17 protein-coding genes are annotated in these 21055 nt (G+C 52.8%); 13 read left to right on the top strand and 4 right to left on the bottom strand.

The genetic code is table 11. The annotated features are described in order from the left end of the window. Window positions 1-366: 366 nt before the first annotated feature. From aroK to ppiA, 9 genes are all read left to right on the top strand, one after another. Window positions 367-888, top strand: a complete 522-nt coding sequence (aroK, locus tag O1Q98_RS13290) for a shikimate kinase AroK (protein WP_027710718.1) — start codon at window positions 367-369, stop codon at window positions 886-888. 53 nt (window positions 889-941) lie between these two features. Beyond that, complete coding sequence (gene aroB, locus O1Q98_RS13295) at window positions 942-2027, top strand: 3-dehydroquinate synthase (RefSeq protein WP_125260896.1); 1086 nt, start codon at window positions 942-944, stop codon at window positions 2025-2027. 132 nt (window positions 2028-2159) lie between these two features. Further along, window positions 2160-3245, top strand: a complete 1086-nt coding sequence (damX, locus tag O1Q98_RS13300; protein WP_125260895.1) for a cell division protein DamX — start codon at window positions 2160-2162, stop codon at window positions 3243-3245. A 77-nt stretch (window positions 3246-3322) separates the two neighbouring features. Beyond that, a complete protein-coding gene (gene dam / locus O1Q98_RS13305; protein WP_125260894.1) occupies window positions 3323-4138 on the top strand; it encodes an adenine-specific DNA-methyltransferase in 816 nt (271 codons plus the stop codon). Window positions 4139-4283: 145 nt separating this feature from the next. Then, window positions 4284-4961, top strand: a complete 678-nt coding sequence (gene rpe / locus O1Q98_RS13310; RefSeq protein WP_125260893.1) for a ribulose-phosphate 3-epimerase — start codon at window positions 4284-4286, stop codon at window positions 4959-4961. Continuing rightward, window positions 4954-5652 (top strand): phosphoglycolate phosphatase, encoded by a 699-nt coding sequence (locus O1Q98_RS13315; RefSeq protein WP_125260892.1) that lies wholly within the window; start codon window positions 4954-4956, stop codon window positions 5650-5652. The genes rpe and O1Q98_RS13315 overlap by 8 nt, the downstream gene beginning before the upstream one ends. Window position 5653: 1 nt before the next feature. Then, complete coding sequence (trpS, locus tag O1Q98_RS13320) at window positions 5654-6658, top strand: tryptophan--tRNA ligase (protein WP_125260891.1); 1005 nt, start codon at window positions 5654-5656, stop codon at window positions 6656-6658. 325 nt (window positions 6659-6983) lie between these two features. After that, the gene (locus O1Q98_RS13325; protein WP_125260890.1) at window positions 6984-8138 is read left to right on the top strand and encodes a mandelate racemase family protein; all 1155 of its coding nucleotides are present in this window, start codon (window positions 6984-6986) and stop codon (window positions 8136-8138) included. A gap of 237 nt (window positions 8139-8375) precedes the next feature. Then, window positions 8376-8948, top strand: a complete 573-nt coding sequence (ppiA, locus tag O1Q98_RS13330) for a peptidylprolyl isomerase A (protein ID WP_125260889.1) — start codon at window positions 8376-8378, stop codon at window positions 8946-8948. A gap of 91 nt (window positions 8949-9039) precedes the next feature. Here ppiA and O1Q98_RS13335 read toward each other — a convergent pair whose 3' ends face one another. The 4 genes from O1Q98_RS13335 to O1Q98_RS13350 all read right to left on the bottom strand — a co-directional run bounded on the left by O1Q98_RS13335 (window position 9040) and on the right by O1Q98_RS13350 (window position 15510). Beyond that, window positions 9040-10623 carry a diguanylate cyclase gene (locus O1Q98_RS13335; RefSeq protein WP_269975716.1) on the bottom strand — a complete coding sequence of 528 codons (1584 nt, stop codon included), beginning with the start codon at window positions 10621-10623 and terminating at the stop codon, window positions 9040-9042. Window positions 10624-11317: 694 nt separating this feature from the next. Continuing rightward, window positions 11318-12586, bottom strand: coding sequence for a pectate lyase PelZ (pelZ, locus tag O1Q98_RS13340; protein ID WP_125260887.1), 1269 nt, complete (start codon window positions 12584-12586; stop codon window positions 11318-11320). A gap of 200 nt (window positions 12587-12786) precedes the next feature. After that, window positions 12787-13917 (bottom strand): polysaccharide lyase, encoded by a 1131-nt coding sequence (locus O1Q98_RS13345; protein ID WP_125260886.1) that lies wholly within the window; start codon window positions 13915-13917, stop codon window positions 12787-12789. A gap of 465 nt (window positions 13918-14382) precedes the next feature. Further along, window positions 14383-15510, bottom strand: coding sequence for a polysaccharide lyase (locus O1Q98_RS13350; protein WP_125260885.1), 1128 nt, complete (start codon window positions 15508-15510; stop codon window positions 14383-14385). A gap of 432 nt (window positions 15511-15942) precedes the next feature. On the opposite strand from O1Q98_RS13350, the gene O1Q98_RS13355 reads away from it, so the two are divergent. From O1Q98_RS13355 to O1Q98_RS13370, 4 genes are read left to right on the top strand one after another with little or no spacing between them, the layout of a single operon-like run. Continuing rightward, window positions 15943-17313, top strand: coding sequence for a pyridoxal-dependent decarboxylase (locus tag O1Q98_RS13355; protein ID WP_125260884.1), 1371 nt, complete (start codon window positions 15943-15945; stop codon window positions 17311-17313). A 1-nt stretch (window position 17314) separates the two neighbouring features. After that, window positions 17315-18445 (top strand): ligand-gated ion channel, encoded by a 1131-nt coding sequence (locus tag O1Q98_RS13360; protein ID WP_240632838.1) that lies wholly within the window; start codon window positions 17315-17317, stop codon window positions 18443-18445. Beyond that, window positions 18442-19737: a PDC sensor domain-containing protein gene (locus O1Q98_RS13365; protein ID WP_125260883.1), complete on the top strand. Its 1296-nt coding sequence runs from the start codon at window positions 18442-18444 to the stop codon at window positions 19735-19737. The genes O1Q98_RS13360 and O1Q98_RS13365 overlap by 4 nt, the downstream gene beginning before the upstream one ends. Continuing rightward, window positions 19734-20876, top strand: a complete 1143-nt coding sequence (locus O1Q98_RS13370) for an MFS transporter (RefSeq protein WP_125260882.1) — start codon at window positions 19734-19736, stop codon at window positions 20874-20876. The genes O1Q98_RS13365 and O1Q98_RS13370 overlap by 4 nt, the downstream gene beginning before the upstream one ends. Window positions 20877-21055: the final 179 nt, after the last annotated feature.

The raw sequence follows: 21055 nt of genomic DNA on the forward strand, positions 1-21055 counted from the left end.
TGGCGTTATTTACTGGCATAACGCGTTGAGGTTTTTGGTAATCTTTTGTGTGTCTGGCGGTATCATTCGTCAAATAGTGTCGTTCATCGTTTGACGATACCGCCGTTTTAGCATACAAGGATAGCGGCTTGAGCACGGCAGTGGCGTTCCATCGTCTGAATGAGTCAGCGAGGTGTAGATAAAATGTACATTTACCTCCGCCTGATTCATGTGGCATTTTATTCGGTTGCCAAACTACCCTGAGTATTGAGATAATTTTTTGTCTGATTCTCGCACTATCGCTCATGAGGTTTCAGTTTAGGTTCCGCCGCAGGTTACATGGCGGGGCGGGTTATCATTAACGAATTTCTTAGTAATACCAAAAAAATGGCAGAGAAACGCAATATCTTTCTGGTTGGGCCTATGGGTGCCGGCAAAAGCACTATTGGCCGTCAGTTAGCGCAGCAGCTCAATATGGAATTTTTCGACTCCGATCAAGAAATTGAGCGACGTACCGGGGCTGATGTGGGCTGGGTATTCGATGTGGAAGGAGAAGAAGGCTTCCGCGAGCGCGAAGAGAAAGTCATTAATGAATTGACAGAAAAACAGGGCATTGTGCTGGCGACAGGCGGTGGGTCGGTGAAATCCCGCGAAACTCGCAATCGTCTGTCTGCACGCGGCGTGGTGGTCTATCTGGAAACGACTATCGAGAAGCAACTGGCCCGTACTCAACGCGATAAGAAGCGCCCACTGTTACAGGTTGAAACCCCACCACGTGAAGTGTTGGAGGCGTTGGCGAAAGAGCGCAACCCGCTGTATGAAGAAATCGCTGATGTCACCATTCGTACTGATGAACAAAGCGCCAAAGTCGTTGCTAACCAGATTATCAGTATGCTGGAAAACAACTGATTTGGTGTAACTTCCTGCCTACCGCAGGTTTCTGACAGATCAATGGAACGCGCATGGAAAGAGTTACCGTCACCCTTGGGGAACGCAGTTACCCTATTACGATAGCCGCTGGCCTTTTTAATGAAGCCGCCTCTTTTATGCCGCTCAAAGCGGGCGATCAGGTGATGCTGGTGACAAATGAAACACTGGCACCGCTTTATCTTGACACTGTGCGTGATGTGTTAGAAACCGTTGGTGTGCGGGTGGATCAGGTGATTTTGCCTGATGGCGAGCAGTATAAATCGCTGACGGTTCTGGAGCAGGTTTTTTCCGCCCTGCTGGCAAAACCGCACGGTCGTGATACCACGCTGGTGGCGCTGGGTGGCGGTGTCATTGGTGATTTAACCGGATTTGCCGCCGCCAGTTATCAACGCGGTGTGCGGTTCATTCAGGTGCCTACCACACTCCTTTCACAGGTTGACTCCTCTGTCGGGGGTAAAACTGCCGTCAATCACCCGTTGGGGAAAAACATGATTGGTGCGTTTTATCAACCCGCATCGGTGGTGGTTGATCTGAATTGTCTGAAAACGCTGCCAGCACGTGAGTTGTCCTCTGGGCTTGCGGAGGTCATCAAGTACGGCATCATTTTGGATAGAGTATTCTTTGAGTGGCTTGAGGTTCACATTGAAGCGCTCAGGAACTTGCAGGATGACGCATTGGCGTATTGCATCCGCCGTTGCTGCGAGCTAAAGGCGGAAGTCGTGGCGGCTGATGAGCGCGAATCCGGTTTACGCGCCCTGCTGAATTTAGGTCATACCTACGGACACGCGATCGAAGCAGAAATGGGGTATGGCAACTGGCTTCATGGCGAAGCCGTATCCGCAGGTATGGTGATGGCGGCACAGGCGGCTCGTCGCCTCGGGCAATTGAGTGCCTGGGATGTTGAGCGTATTAAACTGTTGCTGTTGAGGGCCGGGTTGCCGGTTACGGGCCCGAAAGAGATGGCTCCTGAGGCCTATTTGCCTCACATGATGCGTGATAAGAAAGTGCTGGCGGGTGAGTTGCGTCTGGTGCTGCCTACGGCGATTGGTCAGTCCGAAGTTCGTGGTGGCATTGCACATGAGCTGGTTCTGGCGTCCATTGCTGATTGCCTCCCCTGAAACATTGTTTCAGTTATCTGATAACCATTCGGCATTTTTCCGATGGTTTACGTTTAAAATACAATACCTTATGATTCGGCTTTCGCAGGTTCATCAGTCTGGGGAAGCTAGCCTTTCAGTTGGAGGGTATAAATGGATGAGTTTAATCCAGAAGATGCGTTGAAGCCGGATACCAGCGATCGACGGCCCGCGCGTCAGCAGAAACGTGGTAAAAGCCTTTCTGCCCCCAGTGTTTCGTTATCCAAACAACATACTATGATTGGTATCGGCATCGTTGTTTTGGTGCTGTTGATTATTGGTATCGGTTCAGCGCTTCAGTCGCCGGGTCAAAATTCGGCGGCGCCAGCCTCTTCCGGGGGTGGGAAAAACATTGATTTAGCCTCATCGATGTCTGATAACCAGAGCGCAACTGTTACGCCAGCGCCTTCCGCGCCAGCGGCGGCGAATTCTGGTGCGCCGCAGCCATTGAGCGGGCAGCCGATTGCTGGCACGCCGACGCAAGCGCCGCTGGTGCCGCAGAACAGTAACCAGCAGCGTATCGAGCTACCTGGCAACATTACGGATGCGTTATCTCAGCCGCAGCAGCAGGAGCGCGTAAATGCATTCTCTGCCGGTCTTCCTACCGAACCTGCGACGGTGTATTCCCCGCCGACTAAAGGTGGCCGTGCGCCATCGCCATCGGCATCGGTAGAAAAGGCACCAGCACCTGCGCCAACGCGCACTCAGCCGGAGAAGGTTGAAAAGCCGTCATCGCATAAGTCGCCAGAGCCGAAACCCGAGCCGAAAGAGGCCGCGCATCCGGTTGTGAATACGCATAAAACGCCAACGACAGCGTTGGTGCCTGCGCCATCGAGCAAACCGTCCGTTGCGCCTAAACCTGCAACTGCGGTTGTGCCCCATAGTGCCGCCACACCGGTTGCAACACCGACTGCAACGGGGGCGTCGATTCAAGGTGCGCCTGCGAGCCATTTTACGTTGCAGCTCAGTAGTGCTTCTCGCGAAGATTCGTTGAAGACGTATGCCAGAGAACTGCGTCTGACGAATTATTGGGTGTATGAAACAAAGCGTGATGGTCGCCCTTGGTATGTTTTGGTGAATGGCGTATATGCCTCGTCGGAAGATGCTAAACGTGCGATTTCGTCGCTGCCTGCTGATGTTCAGGCGAAAAAACCCTGGGTCAGGCCGATCCGTCAGGTGAAGCAGGACGTAACCAAGTAACACCAAATTGGCCCTGATGTGCTGTCTTAACAGAGTACAATCCGTGGCTCTGAACTGTGTGAGTAATTAACGACGGCATGAAGAAAAACCGCGCGTTCTTAAAATGGGCTGGTGGTAAATATCCGCTGGTAGAAGAGATTCGTCGATATCTGCCAGCCGGAGAGCGATTAATCGAGCCTTTCGTCGGTGCTGGGTCTGTGTTTCTTAATACCGACTACGACAGCTACATTCTGGCGGATATCAACAGTGATCTGATCAATCTGTATAACATCGTCAAAAACAAAACCGATGAGTTTATTGGTGATGCCCGCAAATTGTTTATTGATGAAATGAATACATCTGAGGCGTTTTACCGCTTAAGGGATGAATTTAACCTTTGTACCCATGACTATCGTCGGGCGCTGTTGTTCTTGTATCTAAACCGCCATTGTTATAACGGGTTATGCCGTTACAACATGCGCGGAGCGTTTAATGTGCCTTTTGGCCGTTATAAGAAACCCTATTTTCCTGAAGAAGAGCTGTACTGGTTCGCGCAAAAGGCGCAGAACGCGGTCTTTGTTTGTGAACATTATGAGCAAACATTAACCAATGCGTTATCCGGTTCGGTGGTGTATTGCGATCCACCGTATGCGCCTTTATCGGCAACGGCGAACTTTACCGCCTACCACACCAACAATTTCAACACGCAAGACCAGCAAAACCTGGCGCAATTGGCGCAGCGATTATCATCTCAGGGCCATATTCCGGTCTTGATTTCCAATCATGATACGGTGCTGACCCGCGAGTGGTATCGCGGAGCCTCTGCATTGTATGTGGTAAAGGCGCGTCGAACCATTAGCCGCAATATTTCTGGCCGCAGCAAAGTCAATGAGTTGCTGGCGTTATATTGTTAGGCCTGCGCGCGTCTGGCGGTGTTGGTGGATGAAAAAAGAAACAACAGGAACCGCGTAGCGGTTTCCTGACTGAGCGGCTGCACAGGTGTGTCTTCACAGTATCGTGCCGGCAGCGAGATACAAACTTGATGGTTTGGAGAAACGCATGAAACCGTTTTTAATCGCCCCGTCTATTTTGTCCGCCGACTTTGCCCGTCTTGGTGAGGATACGGCAAATGCGCTGGCCGCCGGGGCGGATGTCGTTCATTTTGATGTGATGGACAATCATTACGTCCCGAATTTGACCATTGGCCCGCTGGTACTGAAGTCATTACGCCATTATGGTATTACCGCACCGATAGACGTACATCTGATGGTGAAGCCGGTTGACAGGCTGATCCCGGATTTCGCCGAAGCCGGCGCCAGTTTTATTACCTTCCACCCGGAAGCGTCGGAGCATGTTGATCGGACGTTGCAACTGATTAAAGACCACGGTTGTAAAGCGGGTTTGGTGTTTAACCCGGCGACGTCGCTCAGTTATCTTGACTATGTGATGGATAAACTCGACATCATTTTACTGATGTCGGTAAACCCTGGGTTTGGCGGGCAGTCGTTTATTCCGGCAACGCTCGATAAGTTACGTCAGGTACGTCAGCGTATTGACGAGAGCGGTTACGATATTCGTCTGGAAGTTGACGGCGGCGTGAAAGTGGAAAACATCGCGCAAATTGCCGCCGCTGGTGCCGACATGTTTGTTGCCGGGTCAGCCATTTTCGGCCAGCCGGATTATCAGGCGGTGATTGCCCGTATGCGTCAGGAATTGGAGACGGTAACTCATGCCTGATTTCAGCGTGGTTCGTGGTATTGCGTTTGATCTTGATGGGACGTTAGTCAACAGCGCTCCGGGTCTGGCTCATGCGGTCGATATGGCCTTGGGGGCACTGTCGTTACCCCATGCCGGGGAAGCGCAGGTGGCGACCTGGATCGGTAACGGAGCCGATGTGTTGGTAGAACGTGCGTTGCGTTGGGCGGGTATGGAGCCAACGGCGCAGCAGATTCACGACACCCGAACGCTATTCGATAAATATTATGCGCGTTCGGTGGAAAGCGGCAGCCTGCTCTACCCCGACGTGCGGGAAACGTTGGCACAACTGGCGCAGCGTGGTTTTCGCCTGGCCGTCGTAACCAACAAGCCCACCCCTTTTGTTGCGCCTTTGCTTGATGCGTTGGGTATCAGCGAGTATTTTTCGTTAATCCTGGGCGGCGATGATGTCGCCGAGAAAAAACCCCATCCCGCGCCGCTCTATATGGTGTTAGGCAAGCTCGGGCTGCACGCGCATGAATTACTGTTTGTCGGTGACTCGCGCAACGACATCCAGGCTGCCCGCGCGGCAGGTTGCCCGTGCGTCGGCATGACGTATGGATATAACTACGGTGAAGCGATAGCCCTTAGCCACCCGGATGTGGTGCTGGAGCGCTTTACGGATTTACTGCCCGTTGTCGGGGCCTCCCTTTTACACGATCAGGAAGCATGACATGAGTAAGCCCATTGTATTTAGCGGCGCACAGCCGTCAGGCGAATTAACCATTGGTAACTACATGGGTGCGTTACGTCAGTGGGTTAACATGCAGGATGATTTTGACTGCATTTATTGCATTGTCGATCAACACGCGATAACGGTACGCCAAGACCCGCAGCAGCTGCGTAAAGCAACGTTGGATACGCTGGCGTTGTATCTGGCTTGCGGCATCGATCCGCAGAAGAGCACTATCTTTGTGCAATCCCACGTGCCGGAACATGCGCAACTGGGCTGGTTGCTCAACTGCTATACCTATTTCGGCGAACTGAGCCGCATGACGCAGTTTAAAGATAAATCAGCGCGTTATGCCGAGAACATTAACGCCGGGTTGTTTGATTATCCGGTATTGATGGCTGCCGATATTCTGCTCTACCAGACCAATCAGGTGCCGGTAGGCGAAGATCAAAAGCAGCATCTGGAGTTAAGCCGCGATATCGCCCAGCGCTTTAACGCGATTTACGGTGAGGTGTTCCGTATTCCTGAACCGTTTATTCCCAAATCCGGCGCGCGGGTGATGTCGTTGCTGGAGCCGACCAAGAAGATGTCCAAGTCAGATGACAACCGCAATAACGTCATCGGCCTGCTGGAAGACCCGAAAGCGGTGGTGAAGAAGATTAAACGCGCCGTCACCGATTCTGACGAGCCGCCGGTGGTGCGCTACGACGTACAAAATAAAGCCGGTGTTTCGAACCTGTTGGATATTCTCAGTGGTGTAACCGGTAAAGCGATTGCGGAATTAGAGCAGGAATTCGCCGGGCAGATGTATGGGCATCTGAAAGGCGCGGTGGCAGAGGCGGTATCTGGCATGCTCAGTGAGTTGCAAGAGCGTTATCATCGTTTTCGTAACGACGAGGCGTTTTTACAGCAGGTGATGCGTGACGGCGCACAAAAAGCCAGCGCTCGTGCTCAGGAAACATTGAGCAAAGTCTATGATGTCGTGGGGTTTGTCGCACGGACATAACGTTTGGTTCCCCATTATTCCGCCACGATAACGCCGTGCCCGTCAGGGGCGGCGTTTTTTATTGTCAGCGTTAAACCACCTCCTTGGGAGGTGGTGATTGTTTTTCTCGGCATGGAACGCTTGTAAATAGGGCAAATGCATAATCATCGGGCGAATAATTTTCACAGATGTCGTAAATTGCCTAATGACGTCACAGTAGTGTTGCTCAATAATTATTAAAAATAAAACAGGGTTTTATTAAATCAGCGCAGTATTTTTATTCCTGATGTAATGGGCAATAAATATGCATGCTGGTAGGCGCATCACCTTCAGGCAGGTAATCACCGTGAAAATTGAATCTATTGATGTCACCGTCTTCACTTATCCCACGCGTCGCGTTTCCGATAGCGCAGGCCATTCACATCCAGGGGAAGAACATCAGGCCAGTATGGCGCTTTTGACCATCAGCACTGATGATGGGCATAAAGGCTATGCTTTTGCGCCACCGGAAGTGGTGCGCCCTTATGTGGTTAACAGCTTTTTCCGCAAAGTGCTGATAGGCCAGAACCCGTTTGATCGCGAGCGGCTTTGGCAGGATTTGGTGCACTGGCAACGAGGCAGCGCACATCAACTGACGGATCGGGCGCTGGCGATTGTGGAGCAGGCGTTGTGGGATTTGGCAGGACGCGTATTGAATATGCCTGTCTATAAACTGCTGGGTGGCTATCGCGATAAGGTGCCTGCGTATGGCAGCACCATGTGTGGCGATGAACTGCAAGGCGGCTTGTCTACGCCAGATGAGTATGGTCAGTTTGCTGAGAAATTGGTACAGCGTGGCTATAAAGCGATTAAATTGCATACCTGGATGCCGCCGGTCTCTTTTGCCCCCAGCCCGCAGATGGATGTCAAAGCTTGTGCGGCGGTGCGCGAAGCGGTCGGGCCGGATATCAGTTTGATGCTGGATGGCTACCATTGGTATAGCCGTAGCGAAGCGCTTTACATTGGCCGTGAATTGCAGAAGCTGAATTTCACCTGGTTTGAAGAGCCGATGGAAGAACAGAGCATGGCGTCTTACCGTTGGTTGAGTAGCAATCTGGACATTGACGTGATAGGCCCGGAAAGTCTTGGCGGCAAATACTTCAGCCGTGCAGACTGGGTGAAAGAGGGCGCTTGTGACATTTTGCGCGCCGGTGTTCAGGGCGTGGGCGGGATTTCACCTTGTCTGAAAGTGGCGCATCTGGCGGAAGCATTCGGCATGGATTGCGAAATCCACGGCAATGGCGCAGCCAACCTGTCGGTCGTCGGCGCGGTGAAAAACTGCCGCTGGTATGAACGCGGCCTGTTGCACCCCTTCATGAACTATGATGAACCGGCGGCGTACTTAAATTCACTGGTTGACCCGATGGATGACGAAGGTTTCGTGCATTTGTCACAGCTCCCGGGACTGGGTGAAGACATTAACTTCGACTGGATTGACGCTCACACCGTCAGCAAAGCGTAATCGCATTGCGCTGTGTGCCGCCCGCCGCAAGCCGTATTTTTCTGACTTGCGGCGGCGGTATCTGTGGTCTTGGGGCGATTGAGAGTAAGATAGGGAGGCGGAACGCACAAATAGTGCTGTTTTTATCAGCAATGAATGGGCAGGATCGCGTAAAAAAAAGTAAATGGGTAGCGTAGCGGTGTGTGGCTATTTAAAATCGGTACGCTCTCTGTCGTTGATCCTCAAAAGGAATTCTTCATGTCAAAACGTCTATTGGCTGCGGTAGCCACCGTGCTCTCTCTGACCGCATTTACTCCGGCTTTTGCCGCACCGGCTTCGACCCATGTGTTGTTGACCACTACCGCAGGTAATATCGAGCTGGCATTGGATGACCAAAAAGCGCCGGTTTCCGTAAAAAACTTTGTTGATTACGTCAACAGCGGTTTTTACAACGGCACGCTGTTCCATCGTGTGATCCCTGGGTTTATGGTGCAGGGCGGCGGTTTTAGCAGCGATATGAAACAAAAGTCCACCAATTCGCCGGTTAAGAACGAAGCCGATAACGGTTTACGCAACTTGCGCGGCACCATTGCGATGGCGCGTACCAGTGAGAAAGACAGTGCGACCAGCCAGTTCTTTATTAACGTTGCCGATAACGCCTTCCTCGATCACGGCCAGCGTGATTTCGGTTACGCAGTATTTGGTAAGGTGGTAAAAGGCATGGAAGTGGCGGATAAAATTTCTCAGGTGCAGACGGAGAATGTCGGGCCGTACCAGAATGTCCCCTCCAAACCGATTGTGATTCAGTCAGCGAAAATCATTAAGAAGTAAATTAAGAAGTCAATAATGTTTGTCCGTTGACGGCTTTTGAGCGATGTCCCCATTCCCGTGTCATTGCGGGTATGGGGCGATGAGCTCGTCGTTAATGCACTGATAACGTCAGCTTTTTATCTTCAATCAGCATGTGTTGGGTAATCACTTCGTATACCACGTAGTGAAACAGCTCCATCATGCCTATCTGTTGTTGTTCAAACCGTTGCTGAAGTTCGCCTGCCCGCCATAATAAATGGCTGTGTAATTGGGCATGGTGTGCGGCATCCGGGTGACGTATCTCCCATAACCACTGTTCTTCATGCTGCATGTGATCGTTGAGAATATCGATAATCTGGCTTATCTGATGCAAAAACGCCTCACGCGAACCGTTATTTAAAATTATCTGCAACAGCGCATTTGCCTGGCTAAACAGGTACTGATGCTCTTTATCGACCTCCGCGTGGCCGACTTCGTAGTTGGGATGCCAGGTGAGGTGGATAAGATGGGTCTCTGGCAACGACATTGCCGCTAAAGTCGGGTCTACCAATAGCGTCTCGGTTTCTATCCGGTTACGACCTGCGGCTTTGGCGCGATAGAGCGCCAAATCGGCCCGGCCTAGCCAGCTTTCCCAATGGTCGGTTGACTGGCAAACCGCTACGCCGATGCTGGTTGTTATCTGTAAGTTATGCGCAAAACGTTGTGACTCCAGCGCTTTGCGAAGGCGCTCTGCGGTTTGTATCGCGCCGCTTATTCCGGTCGCGGGCAGGATAACCACGAACTCCTCACCGCCCCAGCGCCCGAGTACATCGGTTGTGCGTAAAATGGAGCGTGCGGTATGGGCAAAGGCTTTTAGCACGTCATCACCAGTGGCGTGACCATAATCGTCATTCACATTTTTAAAGTGATCCAGGTCGAGCATCAGTAATGACACCGGGTAGCCGTAGCGTTCTAAGCGGGCCATCTCCTGACGGGCTATCTCTTGTACCCGGATTCGGTTCCAGCAACCGGTGAGATTGTCTTGCCGCAGCATCAGATTGTTGAGATGGTCGGAGCGATCTTTCGCCATCATCATCAGGCCGTTAGCGACGAAAAGCAGCGTAGAAAAGTTGGCGACATTAATCACCGTTTGCAAAGACGAGCTGGTGAGTAAGCTTTCCGGGTATTCTCCACTGACTAACAGCATCAATAGGCGATGCAGAATACTCACAATATTAATACTCAGCCCGAGCACCATCAGGTTTCGCCCGCGTACCGGTTGGCTATCATCTTGTAAGCGACGTCGCGTTAACAGGTAGCCGATGACCACACAGGCCTGAATCATGGATAACAGGCCACTGACGACGGTACGTGCATTCTGGTTATCCAACATAATACTAAAGAATGCAGCGGCGAAGGCGACAGGCCCCCATAGCAGGAGGCGTGGTACCGGGCGTTGCTGGAAGGTGGTGACAGATAGCAGCAGCAGTGAGTAGGCTAATGCAACCAACGTGTTTGAGGGAATAATCGATATCGCGTTGGGGATGTGCCCTCGCAGGGCATACAGTATGTAGGCAATACCGTGGAACACCAGCGCCCAGGTGCAAATAATCAGCCCTTTGTCGCGCTGGCTGTGTGCCGACCAGCGGGTACACACTGCCAGAGCAAAGCTTGAGACGATGATCATGAGAAACATAGTAGGGACATCGACTCGCATAGTTCACCTCAAAATAAAAAGTTACCGCTGCTGGCGCAAAGATTATTTGCGACTCAACGGAAAATCGGCGGGGCTTTATTTTTTTCTTCCATGGTGACACGGCGACAGGTTAATGAATATTGAAACCGATACCGCGAGTCGTGAACTCGAATGTCAAACTCACCCGGTGCTGACACCAATAAAATAAGCGCCGCACGCGTTACCCGACGGCCGCTGTAAACCTCATGGTGTGTAGCGTTGTCCTGTTTGTTGTCACCTTAATTGGCTTGCGCCCGTTCTCCCTGGGGGAGGCTATTCTGTGTTGCTATGTGTATCCGCTGCGGCTGCGAAAATATACCTGTATGGCGGGTATTATCAACACCATCATGGATGATCGCGGCCGTTTCGGTTCGGTTTTTTATGCTGTGGCTGGAGAGTCGCTGTTTTCATTAAAACAGTGATACTGGTATACGTTTTCATAGGAGTTTTTGTCAATATAACCGTCATTTTTCGAGCGAAAAGCCGTGTGCTGATTGATAGAGCGGAAGGATTAGGTGTACCCAACCTGGCAGCGGTGCGGGTAGGTATATCGGTCTATCCGGTGAGATGTCAGGGCGTGAGCACTCTTTTTGACTGGCAATGACACAAAGATAAAACCGGTGATGTGTGTTTCACATCACCGGTTTGAGAGTTGATACTCACATTACCTAATGGATTATTCGAGGTCTTTCGCCATTTGTTGCAGCCAGCTATCCACGCCGGTGCTGGGAACCGTCAGTGTGCGCGCGGTGGCGGTCGCGGTAGGGTAGCCTCCTACTTCACTTTGGCTGTTAACAAAGGCTCCGCTACGTTTTTGGAAATCACTGACGATGCGTTTGTCTACCGCATCCCGGTCTTTTGGCCGGGCACCCGCATGCTGAGTGACCTGATTTGCGACTGACGATGCGCTGAGGGCCGTCAGGCCCGTCGGCCACACGGGGGCGGATTGCAGCAGTTTAATACCGGTAGACGCACCAGAGGTGAGGGCAACGGCTTTCCCTGCTTTGTCGAATGCCAGATTATCGCTCATCCAGACATCACCGCCGGTCGTGTTGCTGCCAACCAGCGGCAGACCCGCCTGGGTATTCACGCCGTGGTACATTACGTTACCGGCAATTGCCACCTTGGGATTGACCGGCAGCTCACGCCCTTCCCATTCGCTCTGAATGACCCCAACGCGAATGCCCCAAATACCTGGGTTGTAAATCAGGTTGTTCACCACCACGCCGGTTGCCGCGCCCTTAAACCATGGGTTGCGCTCGTTATTGTGGGCGTACAGGTTGCCGATGATGGCCGCATTGGTCACGTTATCGTGTACCAGTGTTCCCATCGAGTGGATGCCTTTTGAGTGGCTGGAGTCATACAGGCCTTCGGCAATAATGTTATTAGAGAAGGTGATGTTATGTGCGGTACCGGATGGGCCATCGTAGCGCGGGCCGGAAACGGAGAGGTTTTCATCCGTACCCCAGGCGAAGCTACAGTGATCGACCACGACGTTGTACGCGTCTTTTCCATTGACCGAGACATCTTTCTCAAAGCCGCTCTTCTTGGCATGGCCGTTATCGCCGATACGAAAACGAATATGCTGGATAAGCACGTCATGGGCGGTGATAGAGACGCCGCCTTTGACTAAGGTAATACCCGGTGATGGTGCGGTCTGGCCGGCGATGGTGACGAAGGGTTCGGCCAGTCGGATGTCTTTTTCACCCAAATCGATGATGCCACCGACTTCAAATACGATGATACGCGGCCCTTTGGTGGCCAGTGCTTCACGCAGCGAGCCTGGCCCACTGTCTTTGAGCGTGGTGACGCGAATAATTTTACCGCCGCTACCGGCGACGGTTTCAGTGCCAAATCCTTTTAAGTCTGGTGCAGCGGTGCTGGCAGCCTGAGCGCTTAAGACTGTTGCGCTAAACAGCAATGCAGATAACAGAGTCAGTTTCATAATGGCTTAATCCTTATGCCAAACGCAGGCCGGTTTTACGAGCAACTGCGGCAGAAGATAACCGGATCAGTCGATGAGGGTATCGCTTGTCCGAAAACGGTGAAAACAACGCCACCTGATGTTATCAAACCGATATTATCAACCGATGCTATCAGGTGGCGCAGAGCGCCTCACGTATCCGTAAGGCGCAGAGGGGGCGCTTATTTACCGCAAGCCGCAGCGGTCAGGGTCGCCAGGTTTTTGCCAACACCGGCATAGCTGGCCAGCTTGTCTTTCACACACTGTGCGCTGACCGGGCTGTAGCTATAAGGTACGGTGGGGTAAGTACCGGTAGAGACCCAGGCATCCGCGTTTTTGTACGCTTTGGTGTCTGCATCCCAGGTGATGTTATAGGTAGCAAAATCAGCCGGTTTGGTGATGTTGTTGCCTTTCAGTACCCAGGTGCCGAAGTTGCTGCCGTCGTACCGGGATGTAACCGGGTCAACCGCATTTTCAAACCAGTTGTTTTCCACCAGCGCTTTACCGTTCTGGCGGACGTTGATGCCGGAACTGGTGATTTTGGTGTACAGGTTGTTATAGGTATGAACGTTACCGCCGCGTTGTAATGGCAGACGGGCATTCACGTCGCTATAGATGTTGTGATGATAAGTGATGTTGCGTTCAGCGCTATCGGTGGCACTGAAGCCTGCCAGACCGACTTTCTTCACGCCGTGGATGTAGTTATAGGAGATGGTGACGTAAGTCGCGCCTTTTTTGATATCAAACGCAGACTCAAAAGTGGTATCGCCATCTTTGGTGCCATCACACTCGTGGTTGGCAGCAAACAATTCGTTATGATCCAACCAGACGTTCGGCGAGTTGTCGATACGGAACATGTCGCCGTCCTGAGCGCCGCCCGGCAGGTAGCCGATACGCATGTTACGGACGACCACGTTCTCAGAGTTCACAATCCAGATACCAAAGTTAGCTGAAGAGCCGTTAGCACCGATAATGGTGATGCCTTTGGTGAAATCTTTGATTTCCACGCCACGGGCGTCTTTGGCGGATTGACTACAGATATCGGCCGCCGCCGCGTTGATCAGGCTGTCTTCATTGCCGGTATAAGTAATGATCAGCGGGTAGGCACCGCCTTTCACTTTCTTGCCGTTGGCATCAAGTTTGGCCGCTTCAACAAAATTCAGAATATCCTGCATCGAGGTGGCCGTTTTCTTGACGGCACCCGCGACATCACCACCGTCAGTTTTGGTATAACCGCCAGTATCCGCTGCCAGACTTGCGTGGCTCATCGCCAGCAGTACGCCTGCTGCAATCGGGGCAATCAATGCTTTCATGTGTCGAGTTCCTGTTTTCGAAAGTAGTGTGATGGGGCATTTATCGATCCATATGCCCTTATGTTCTGGTTGGTGCGGTAGGGGAGCCCCATCTGTCGCTTTCCTGCAACGTCAGGCCATCGGGATAGATAAGTAAAACCGAATCGCACGAATCAACCTGTGCTCAGTTTTAGCGCAAAAGAGAAACATTTCAATAGATGAAACGCCAGTTCATTATCAGAATCGATAATGTTTGTTTGAATTTTGACAGGCGTCACTTTTGTCGGTCAGAGTTCAGACCTCCCGGTTATAACTATTGATAATTAAAAAATGCTGAATTATTAGCTTTGATAGCAATGGCCACCGTGAGGGAGATAGCTGCACACGAAAATGCAATATTCGGGGATGATGCAGGATTGAGGCGGCCATCACAAAGCGGGCCGAAGCCCGCTTACATTGAACCGTGTTGATACCCAGTCAGGAGCGTTATTGACAGGCCGCGCTGGTGAGTGTCGCCAGGTTTTTATCCACCCCGGCGTAGTTAGCCAGCTTGTTCTTCACGCACTGGGCGCTGACCGGGGCGTAGCTGTAGGTGACAGCCGGGAATGTGCCGTTGGATGTCCAGCTATCTGCATTGACATACGGTTTGGTGTCGCCATTCCAGGTGATGTTGTAGGTGGCAAAATCAGCCGGTTTGGTGATGTTGTTATTTTTGAGCACCCAGGTGCCAAAATTTTTCCCATCATAGCGTGATGTTACCGGGTTCACTGCATTCTCAAACCAGTTGTTTTCGATCAGCGCCTGGCCGTTTTGACGCACATTTAACCCTGAACTGGTGACGTTGCCATACAGGTTGTTGTAAGCGTGTACCAGGCCGCCGCGTTGCAGCGGCAGGCGTGCGTTAACGTCGTTGTACAGGTTGTGGTGATAGGTGATGTTACGCCCGGTATCGCTGGAGCTTGAGCCATCCAGACCGACCTTTTTCACCCCGTGGATGTAGTTATACGAGACGGTCACGGTATCCGATGCGCCTTTGATATCCACCGCCGATTCAAACGTCGTGTCGTTATCCGGCGTGCCGGGGCATTCATGGTTAGCGGCGAACAGTTCGTTGTGGTCAATCCACACGCTCGGAGAATCATCCACCCGGATCATATCGCCATCTTTCGCGCCGCCCGGCAAATAACCAATACGCATGTTTTGCACGACCACGTCAGAGGACTTTTTAATCCAGATACCAAAGTTGGCAGAGGAACCCTTCGCGCCGATGATGGTGACACCTTTGGTGAACTCTTTGATTTCAACCCCTCTTGGGTCTTTACTCCACTGCGAGCAGATGTCGGCAGCGGCGGCGTTGATCAGGCTATCTTCATTACCGGTATAGGTAATCACCAACGGATAAGCGCCGCCTTTGATTTTCTTACCATTAGCATCAAGACGGGCAGCGGCGATGATATCGACGATATCCTGCATTGAGTTGGCGGTTTTGCTGACTGCGCCAGCCACATTACCACCTGCTGTAACGGCAAAGCCTCCGGTATCGGTCGCTGCCAGCGCGCTTTGACTTAAGGCCAGTAACAATCCAGCGGTAATCGGGGTAATAAGTGCTTTCATTGAACGTGTTCCTGTGTTTTTAAACCATCAACGTGGAGTGGGCGGAGTAATTCCCTGTGCCCCCATAACCGGGTGACGTGGAGTAATGAATAAATTCAAGCCATGTATTCCCGTCACTCAGCGTCAGTTTTAGTGCGAAAATCACACAATTCAACCAGTGAAATGTCATTTCACTATCTGGATCGAAAAGATTTTTTAATAGTTTTGAGCGGGCTCACGATTAGCCAGAGGAGGACATAACAAGGAAACTAATTAGGAAACCTTTATAATTTTGCTTTGGGATTAATTGTGGTTTTCGTCACATTTGAGAATTCTCTATTCAATGCTCACCCCGTATTTCCACGCCAAAGCGCCGCGCCAGCCTGAGGCATGACTGCTTAACCTGCTGCTGAAAAACACCCGATATCACCTTACGCACAGCAGGTAAACGAGATGCAACAGACCGATGAACTGAGCATTGCCCCAGAAGGGCTGCACGATATAACACGAAGGCGCACGCTGCGCGACTATGGCGCTAACATGGCTGAACGGCAGCGCTATTTTGCGGGGTTTCAAACCAACCAGCAGGGGGAGTTTGATGCGCTGTTGCGCCCATTGCTGGAGATGAACCTGTTGAATTTGGGCGACAGCGATGAAGACGGGGCCTATCAGGTCAACAGTAAACCGTTTGAGCGCGCGGTGGTGGCCTACTACGCCCGTCTCTGGAAGATGCCCTCGCCCTATTGGGGATACCTGACCGCCATGGGCTCCACCGAGGGCAATCTGTTTGCGCTGTGGAATGCGCGTGATTTTCTGTGTGGTGCGCCAACCATCGAATGGCCTGCGCACACGCACGCGCGTTATGCGCCAGTGGTGCTCTATAGCGCCAGCAGCCATTACTCGATTGCCAAGGCCTGCCGGTTATTGCGACTGGCAACCCCCGCAGAGATTGGGCCGATGCTTGGGCGTAGCCCGTTGAATAACGGTATCTGGCCGCAGGCGCTGGCATGTGATGAGCAAGGCCGTATTGATGTCGCCGCCTTATTGCAGTTGGTGGCGTTTTTCCACCGTTACCGGCGGCCAGTGATTATTTGCCTGACGCTTGGCACCACTTTTAGCGGTGCCAGCGACGACTGGCAGCAGATAGGTGCCTGGCTTGAGCAAAATTTGCCGCCCAACAGCGCCGGGCAGCGTAGTTATTGGCTGCATGTGGATGGCGCGCTTGGCGCGAACTACCTGTCTTTTTGGCCGGAACCGGCAGGAAGAAAACTGGCGATTGATGCTCAGGTGGCATCGCTACAGTCGTTATGCGCCAGCCCGTATAAGTGGATCAGCATGCCCTGGCCGTGTGGTGTGGTGATGCTGAATGCCCGCTATCGCACCACCGCGACGGAGAGCCCTCATTATATCGGCAGCCGCGATGCCACGCTGTCAGGCTCGCGTCCCGGTTTGTCAGCCGTTGTGCTATGGAATCAACTCAGTCGTCTTGGTGAGGCCGGACAGCGCACGTTGATCCAGCAATGCTATGAAATGCAGCGTTACGTCCATCAACAGCTACGTTTGTTATTTGCAAGGCTCGACCCGACGCAGGCGCATTTATGCCTGTTGCCCTTGCTGCCGGGGTCACTGATGGTGCAGTTCAGCGCGCCAAATCCGACGATTATCGAGCGCTTCTCCCTGTCTTGCGAGCACGTCGAGGTGAAAGGAAAACCGCTGCGGTTATGCCACCTGGTTATCTTACCGCATTGCCAGCGTGCCCGGCTCGATAGCCTGGTGTGGGCGCTGGGACGACCCGGCGCATTCCTGCCGAGCGGGGAGGCGTAAGATGCGATATTTATGCCTGGCGCTTTTCGGTGGCCTACTGCTGTCGATGACGGCGTATGCTGACCCTATGGCTGATTCAGCCGCCGCCCTTGCGCCAAACAGCCTGACGGTGGTGCATCATCCATTAACCTCAAACCGCCTCTCGTCGCCATCCAGCCCAGCCAAACCCCAGGAACTGCCATCGGACGCTCAACCGGTCGAGGTGAACGTCAGCCTGTTTATCAACAAAATCTACGGGGTGAATACGCTGGAGCAGAGCTATAAGGTGGATGGTTATATCGTGGCGCAGTGGAGTGGCAAACCCCGCAAAACGCCGGACGGAAAACCGCTGGTGGTTGAAAATGCGCAAATTGAACGCTGGATAACCCAGGGCGTGTGGGTGCCGACGCTGGAGTTTATCAATGTGGTCGGAAGCCCGGACATCGGCAATAAACGGCTGATGCTGTTTCCTGATGGGCGGGTGATTTATAACGCCCGCTTTCTCGGCACGTTCAGCAACGATATGGATTTTCGCTTATTTCCTTTCGATCATCAGCAATTTGTGCTGGAACTGGAGCCATTTTCTTTTAATAACCAGCAACTGCATTTTAACTCCATTTGGGTTTACAACGAGAACATCAACAATGAAGAGATCGATGAATGGTGGGTGAGGGGCAAGGCACATACGCGTATCAGCGACGTGCGTTACGATCACCTCAGCACGGTGCAACCGAATCAGAATATTTTCTCCCGTATTACGGTGCAGCTTGATGCGGTACGTAACCCTTCGTATTACCTGTGGAGTTTTATTCTACCGCTTGGGTTGATTATTGCCGCGTCGTGGAGCGTGTTCTGGCTGGAGTCGTTTGCCGAGCGATTGCAAACATCATTCACGCTGATGCTCACCGTGGTGGCCTATGCCTTTTACACCAGCAATATCCTGCCGCGCCTGCCTTATACCACCATCATCGATCAGATGATCATTGCCGGATACGGCAGCATTTTCGCCGCTATTTTACTGATTATCTTTGCACATCATCGCCAGATGCGCGGGACGGATACCGAATGGCTGATGCGGCGTTGTCGGCTGATTTTTCCTCTGAGTATTTTAATCATCGGCGGCATGTTGGTTGCCCGAGGGGTGAATTTATGACGCGCTCATCAACGCGGGCGGCGCTGGCTGAGGCCGTGTTCGCCAGCCTGATTTTTATCATGTTACTGGGGTTTTCCACTTACATGGTTTATCACAAGTCGATTAATGCGCTAGAACAAGAGATCAAAATCGGCCTGTTGTCTACGGTGCGGGCCGCCGCATCAACACTGGCTGGCGAACAGTATCAGGGCATTACCGCCGACACATCGCGTGATGATGCACACTATCAGCAACTGGCGACACAATTGGAACGGATTCGTCAGGCATCACAAGATGTGCGCTATATCTACACCACGATACAAGACCATGAACAGGTGCGTTTTGTGGTCAACCCCAGCCCGCAAAATGACAACGATGGCGATGGCCTGCCGGACTTACCTCCTGCGCTGATGCAGGTTTACGACCATGCGCCAGCAGAGCTGATGAGCGCATTACAGCGCCATCAGACCGGCGTCTCTGACCAGCCCTATCGCGACGAATGGGGCACATTCATCAGCGCATATGCGCCATTTTACGACAATCAGGGCAGATTCTGCGGTGTACTGGCGATGGATCTTGAGTTATCAAGCTTCTACCAGCGGCTGGAGGCGCTGAATCAGGTATTTCGCAAAGCCATTATTACTATCGCTTTTCTCGGATTAGTGGTGGGGCTGGCAGTATGGTGGATGCGGCGTAACAGCCAGCAGGTGCGGGAACAGCTTGCCAGCCGCGAGCAGGCGTATGCGGCGTTGTTGCATGCCACAACGCCACTGCAATTAGCGCGCATGCGCGACTGGCCACTACCGCTGTGTTTCTTGCGGGGCGGGCAGCCCTCGGCGGCGGCGTGGCCGCCTCTCCCTGTTTGCTGCGATGAACCGCCGCCACCCTCGCAGTGGCAACAGCATAGCCTGTGCGCGTGGTGGCAGGCGACGACGCCGTTGTTGATTCCTTGCCCGCACTCGACCCTCACCCTGCACCTGCCTGACCCGATAGAAGCGCGATTTGCGCCTGAGTATTACCTGTCTTTCTGGCAGCACAGCTTGCGGCTGTGGCGGCAACTGGCGCGACAGCCGCTGAGGATCGATCTCCATTTACATGAAGAAGCGCGGCTGTATTGGGTGATATCGGTTCACATCACGCTCAATAGCGAGACGCCGGAGCACCCGGCAGAGGATGAGGCAGCGCTCGGCTGGTGGTCTGCTTTTTTACGCTGGCAGGCGCAGGCGGAATCTGCGCAGGTGTCGCTGGTTTCGTCAACGCAGGGACATTTGTGTCTGCATTGGCGGCTGGCCAAGTTTCCCGAGGTGGCATGATGCGACGTCAATTCGCCGTGTTGTTTATTCTACAAACCTTTTTTATTCAACTGGTTTCCGGCATTAACTACGTCACTATTCCGGTGCTGATGAGCCAGCAGGGTAACAGCAATGTGTGGGTCGGGTTGGCCATGTCGTGTGAGATTATCGGCGTGTTGCTGTTTCACCAGCGCCTTAACCGGTTGCTTAAACGCATCGGCTTCGTCTGGGCTGCGCTCCTGTTGGTGGTGTTACGGGCGGCATTATGCGTCAGTATGGCCTGGCAGCAGCATTATGCCGGATGGCTGGCGACGATTCTGGGCTATGGCGTGTGTACCGGTATGCAGCTTATCTTGCTGCAAACCTGGCTAAATCAACTCCCGTTACGGCGTCGCGGGTTGGTGATGGGGCTGTTTTCTGCGGCGCTATCGCTTGGCGTGGCGCTGGGGCCGGTCATACTACAGATGCTGCCTTTGTCGATATCGCAACGTTTTTTCCTGACGGCGTGCCTGAGCCTTAGCGCCCTGTCGCTGGTGTGGGTGGCCCGCCGCTGCCCGCCTGCTGGTGCCGTTTCTCAGGTTCGTTTTCGTTTTGTCTGTCGCCATGCCCGCGCCATTCTGGTTTCAGCTCTGGTGGGCGGCGTCAGTTTCTATGGCCTGCCTAACTTTTTGATGCTTTATGGTCTCAGTGACGGTTTGGGGGAGGAGCGCGCCTCGTTGTTAATGACCATGTTTATGCTCGGTAGCGTCACGCTGGGTATGCTCGTCAGCCTGCTATCCGACTGGGTGAACCGACAGTGGATAGTGGTGTGCTGTATTTTCTGTTCGGTGGTCTGTGCGGTATTTCTGGCATTGGCGGTGTACTCCGATTATGGCGCAACGCTGTGCCTGCTGTATGTCTGGGGAGGCTGCATGGGCGGGATTTACAGTATCGGGTTGTCGCTGCTGGGCGATCGGTTTCACCCGCATCAGCAGATGTCCGCCAGCATGAGCTACACCCTGATGGATTCACTGGGCGGCATTGCCGGGCTCATTAGCATCGGTTTCATGATGGATAGCATGGGGCCGGAAGGGATGACGCTGGTATTGGTGCTGGTGGGCTGTGCGTTTCTCTGCTATCTGGTCTGGGAGTTGGTGGAACACCAGACGCCATTTCAGTAATGACCGCGACCGATAAAGCTGGTGTGGCAGCAGCAGCGTGCGGTCGCACACGGCACATCGGTAATTTGCCCGGGTTAGCTGCACGTCTGCCGGTCTTTTGCCGATATTTCCCCAAGAGCGCGTGCCCCTTTCCTTTGCACACTGAGGCTATTCGGCACCATTCGACACCATTAAGGAGA

The organism is Dickeya lacustris, assembly GCF_029635795.1.
GTDB classification, from domain to species: Bacteria; Pseudomonadota; Gammaproteobacteria; order Enterobacterales; family Enterobacteriaceae; genus Dickeya; species Dickeya lacustris.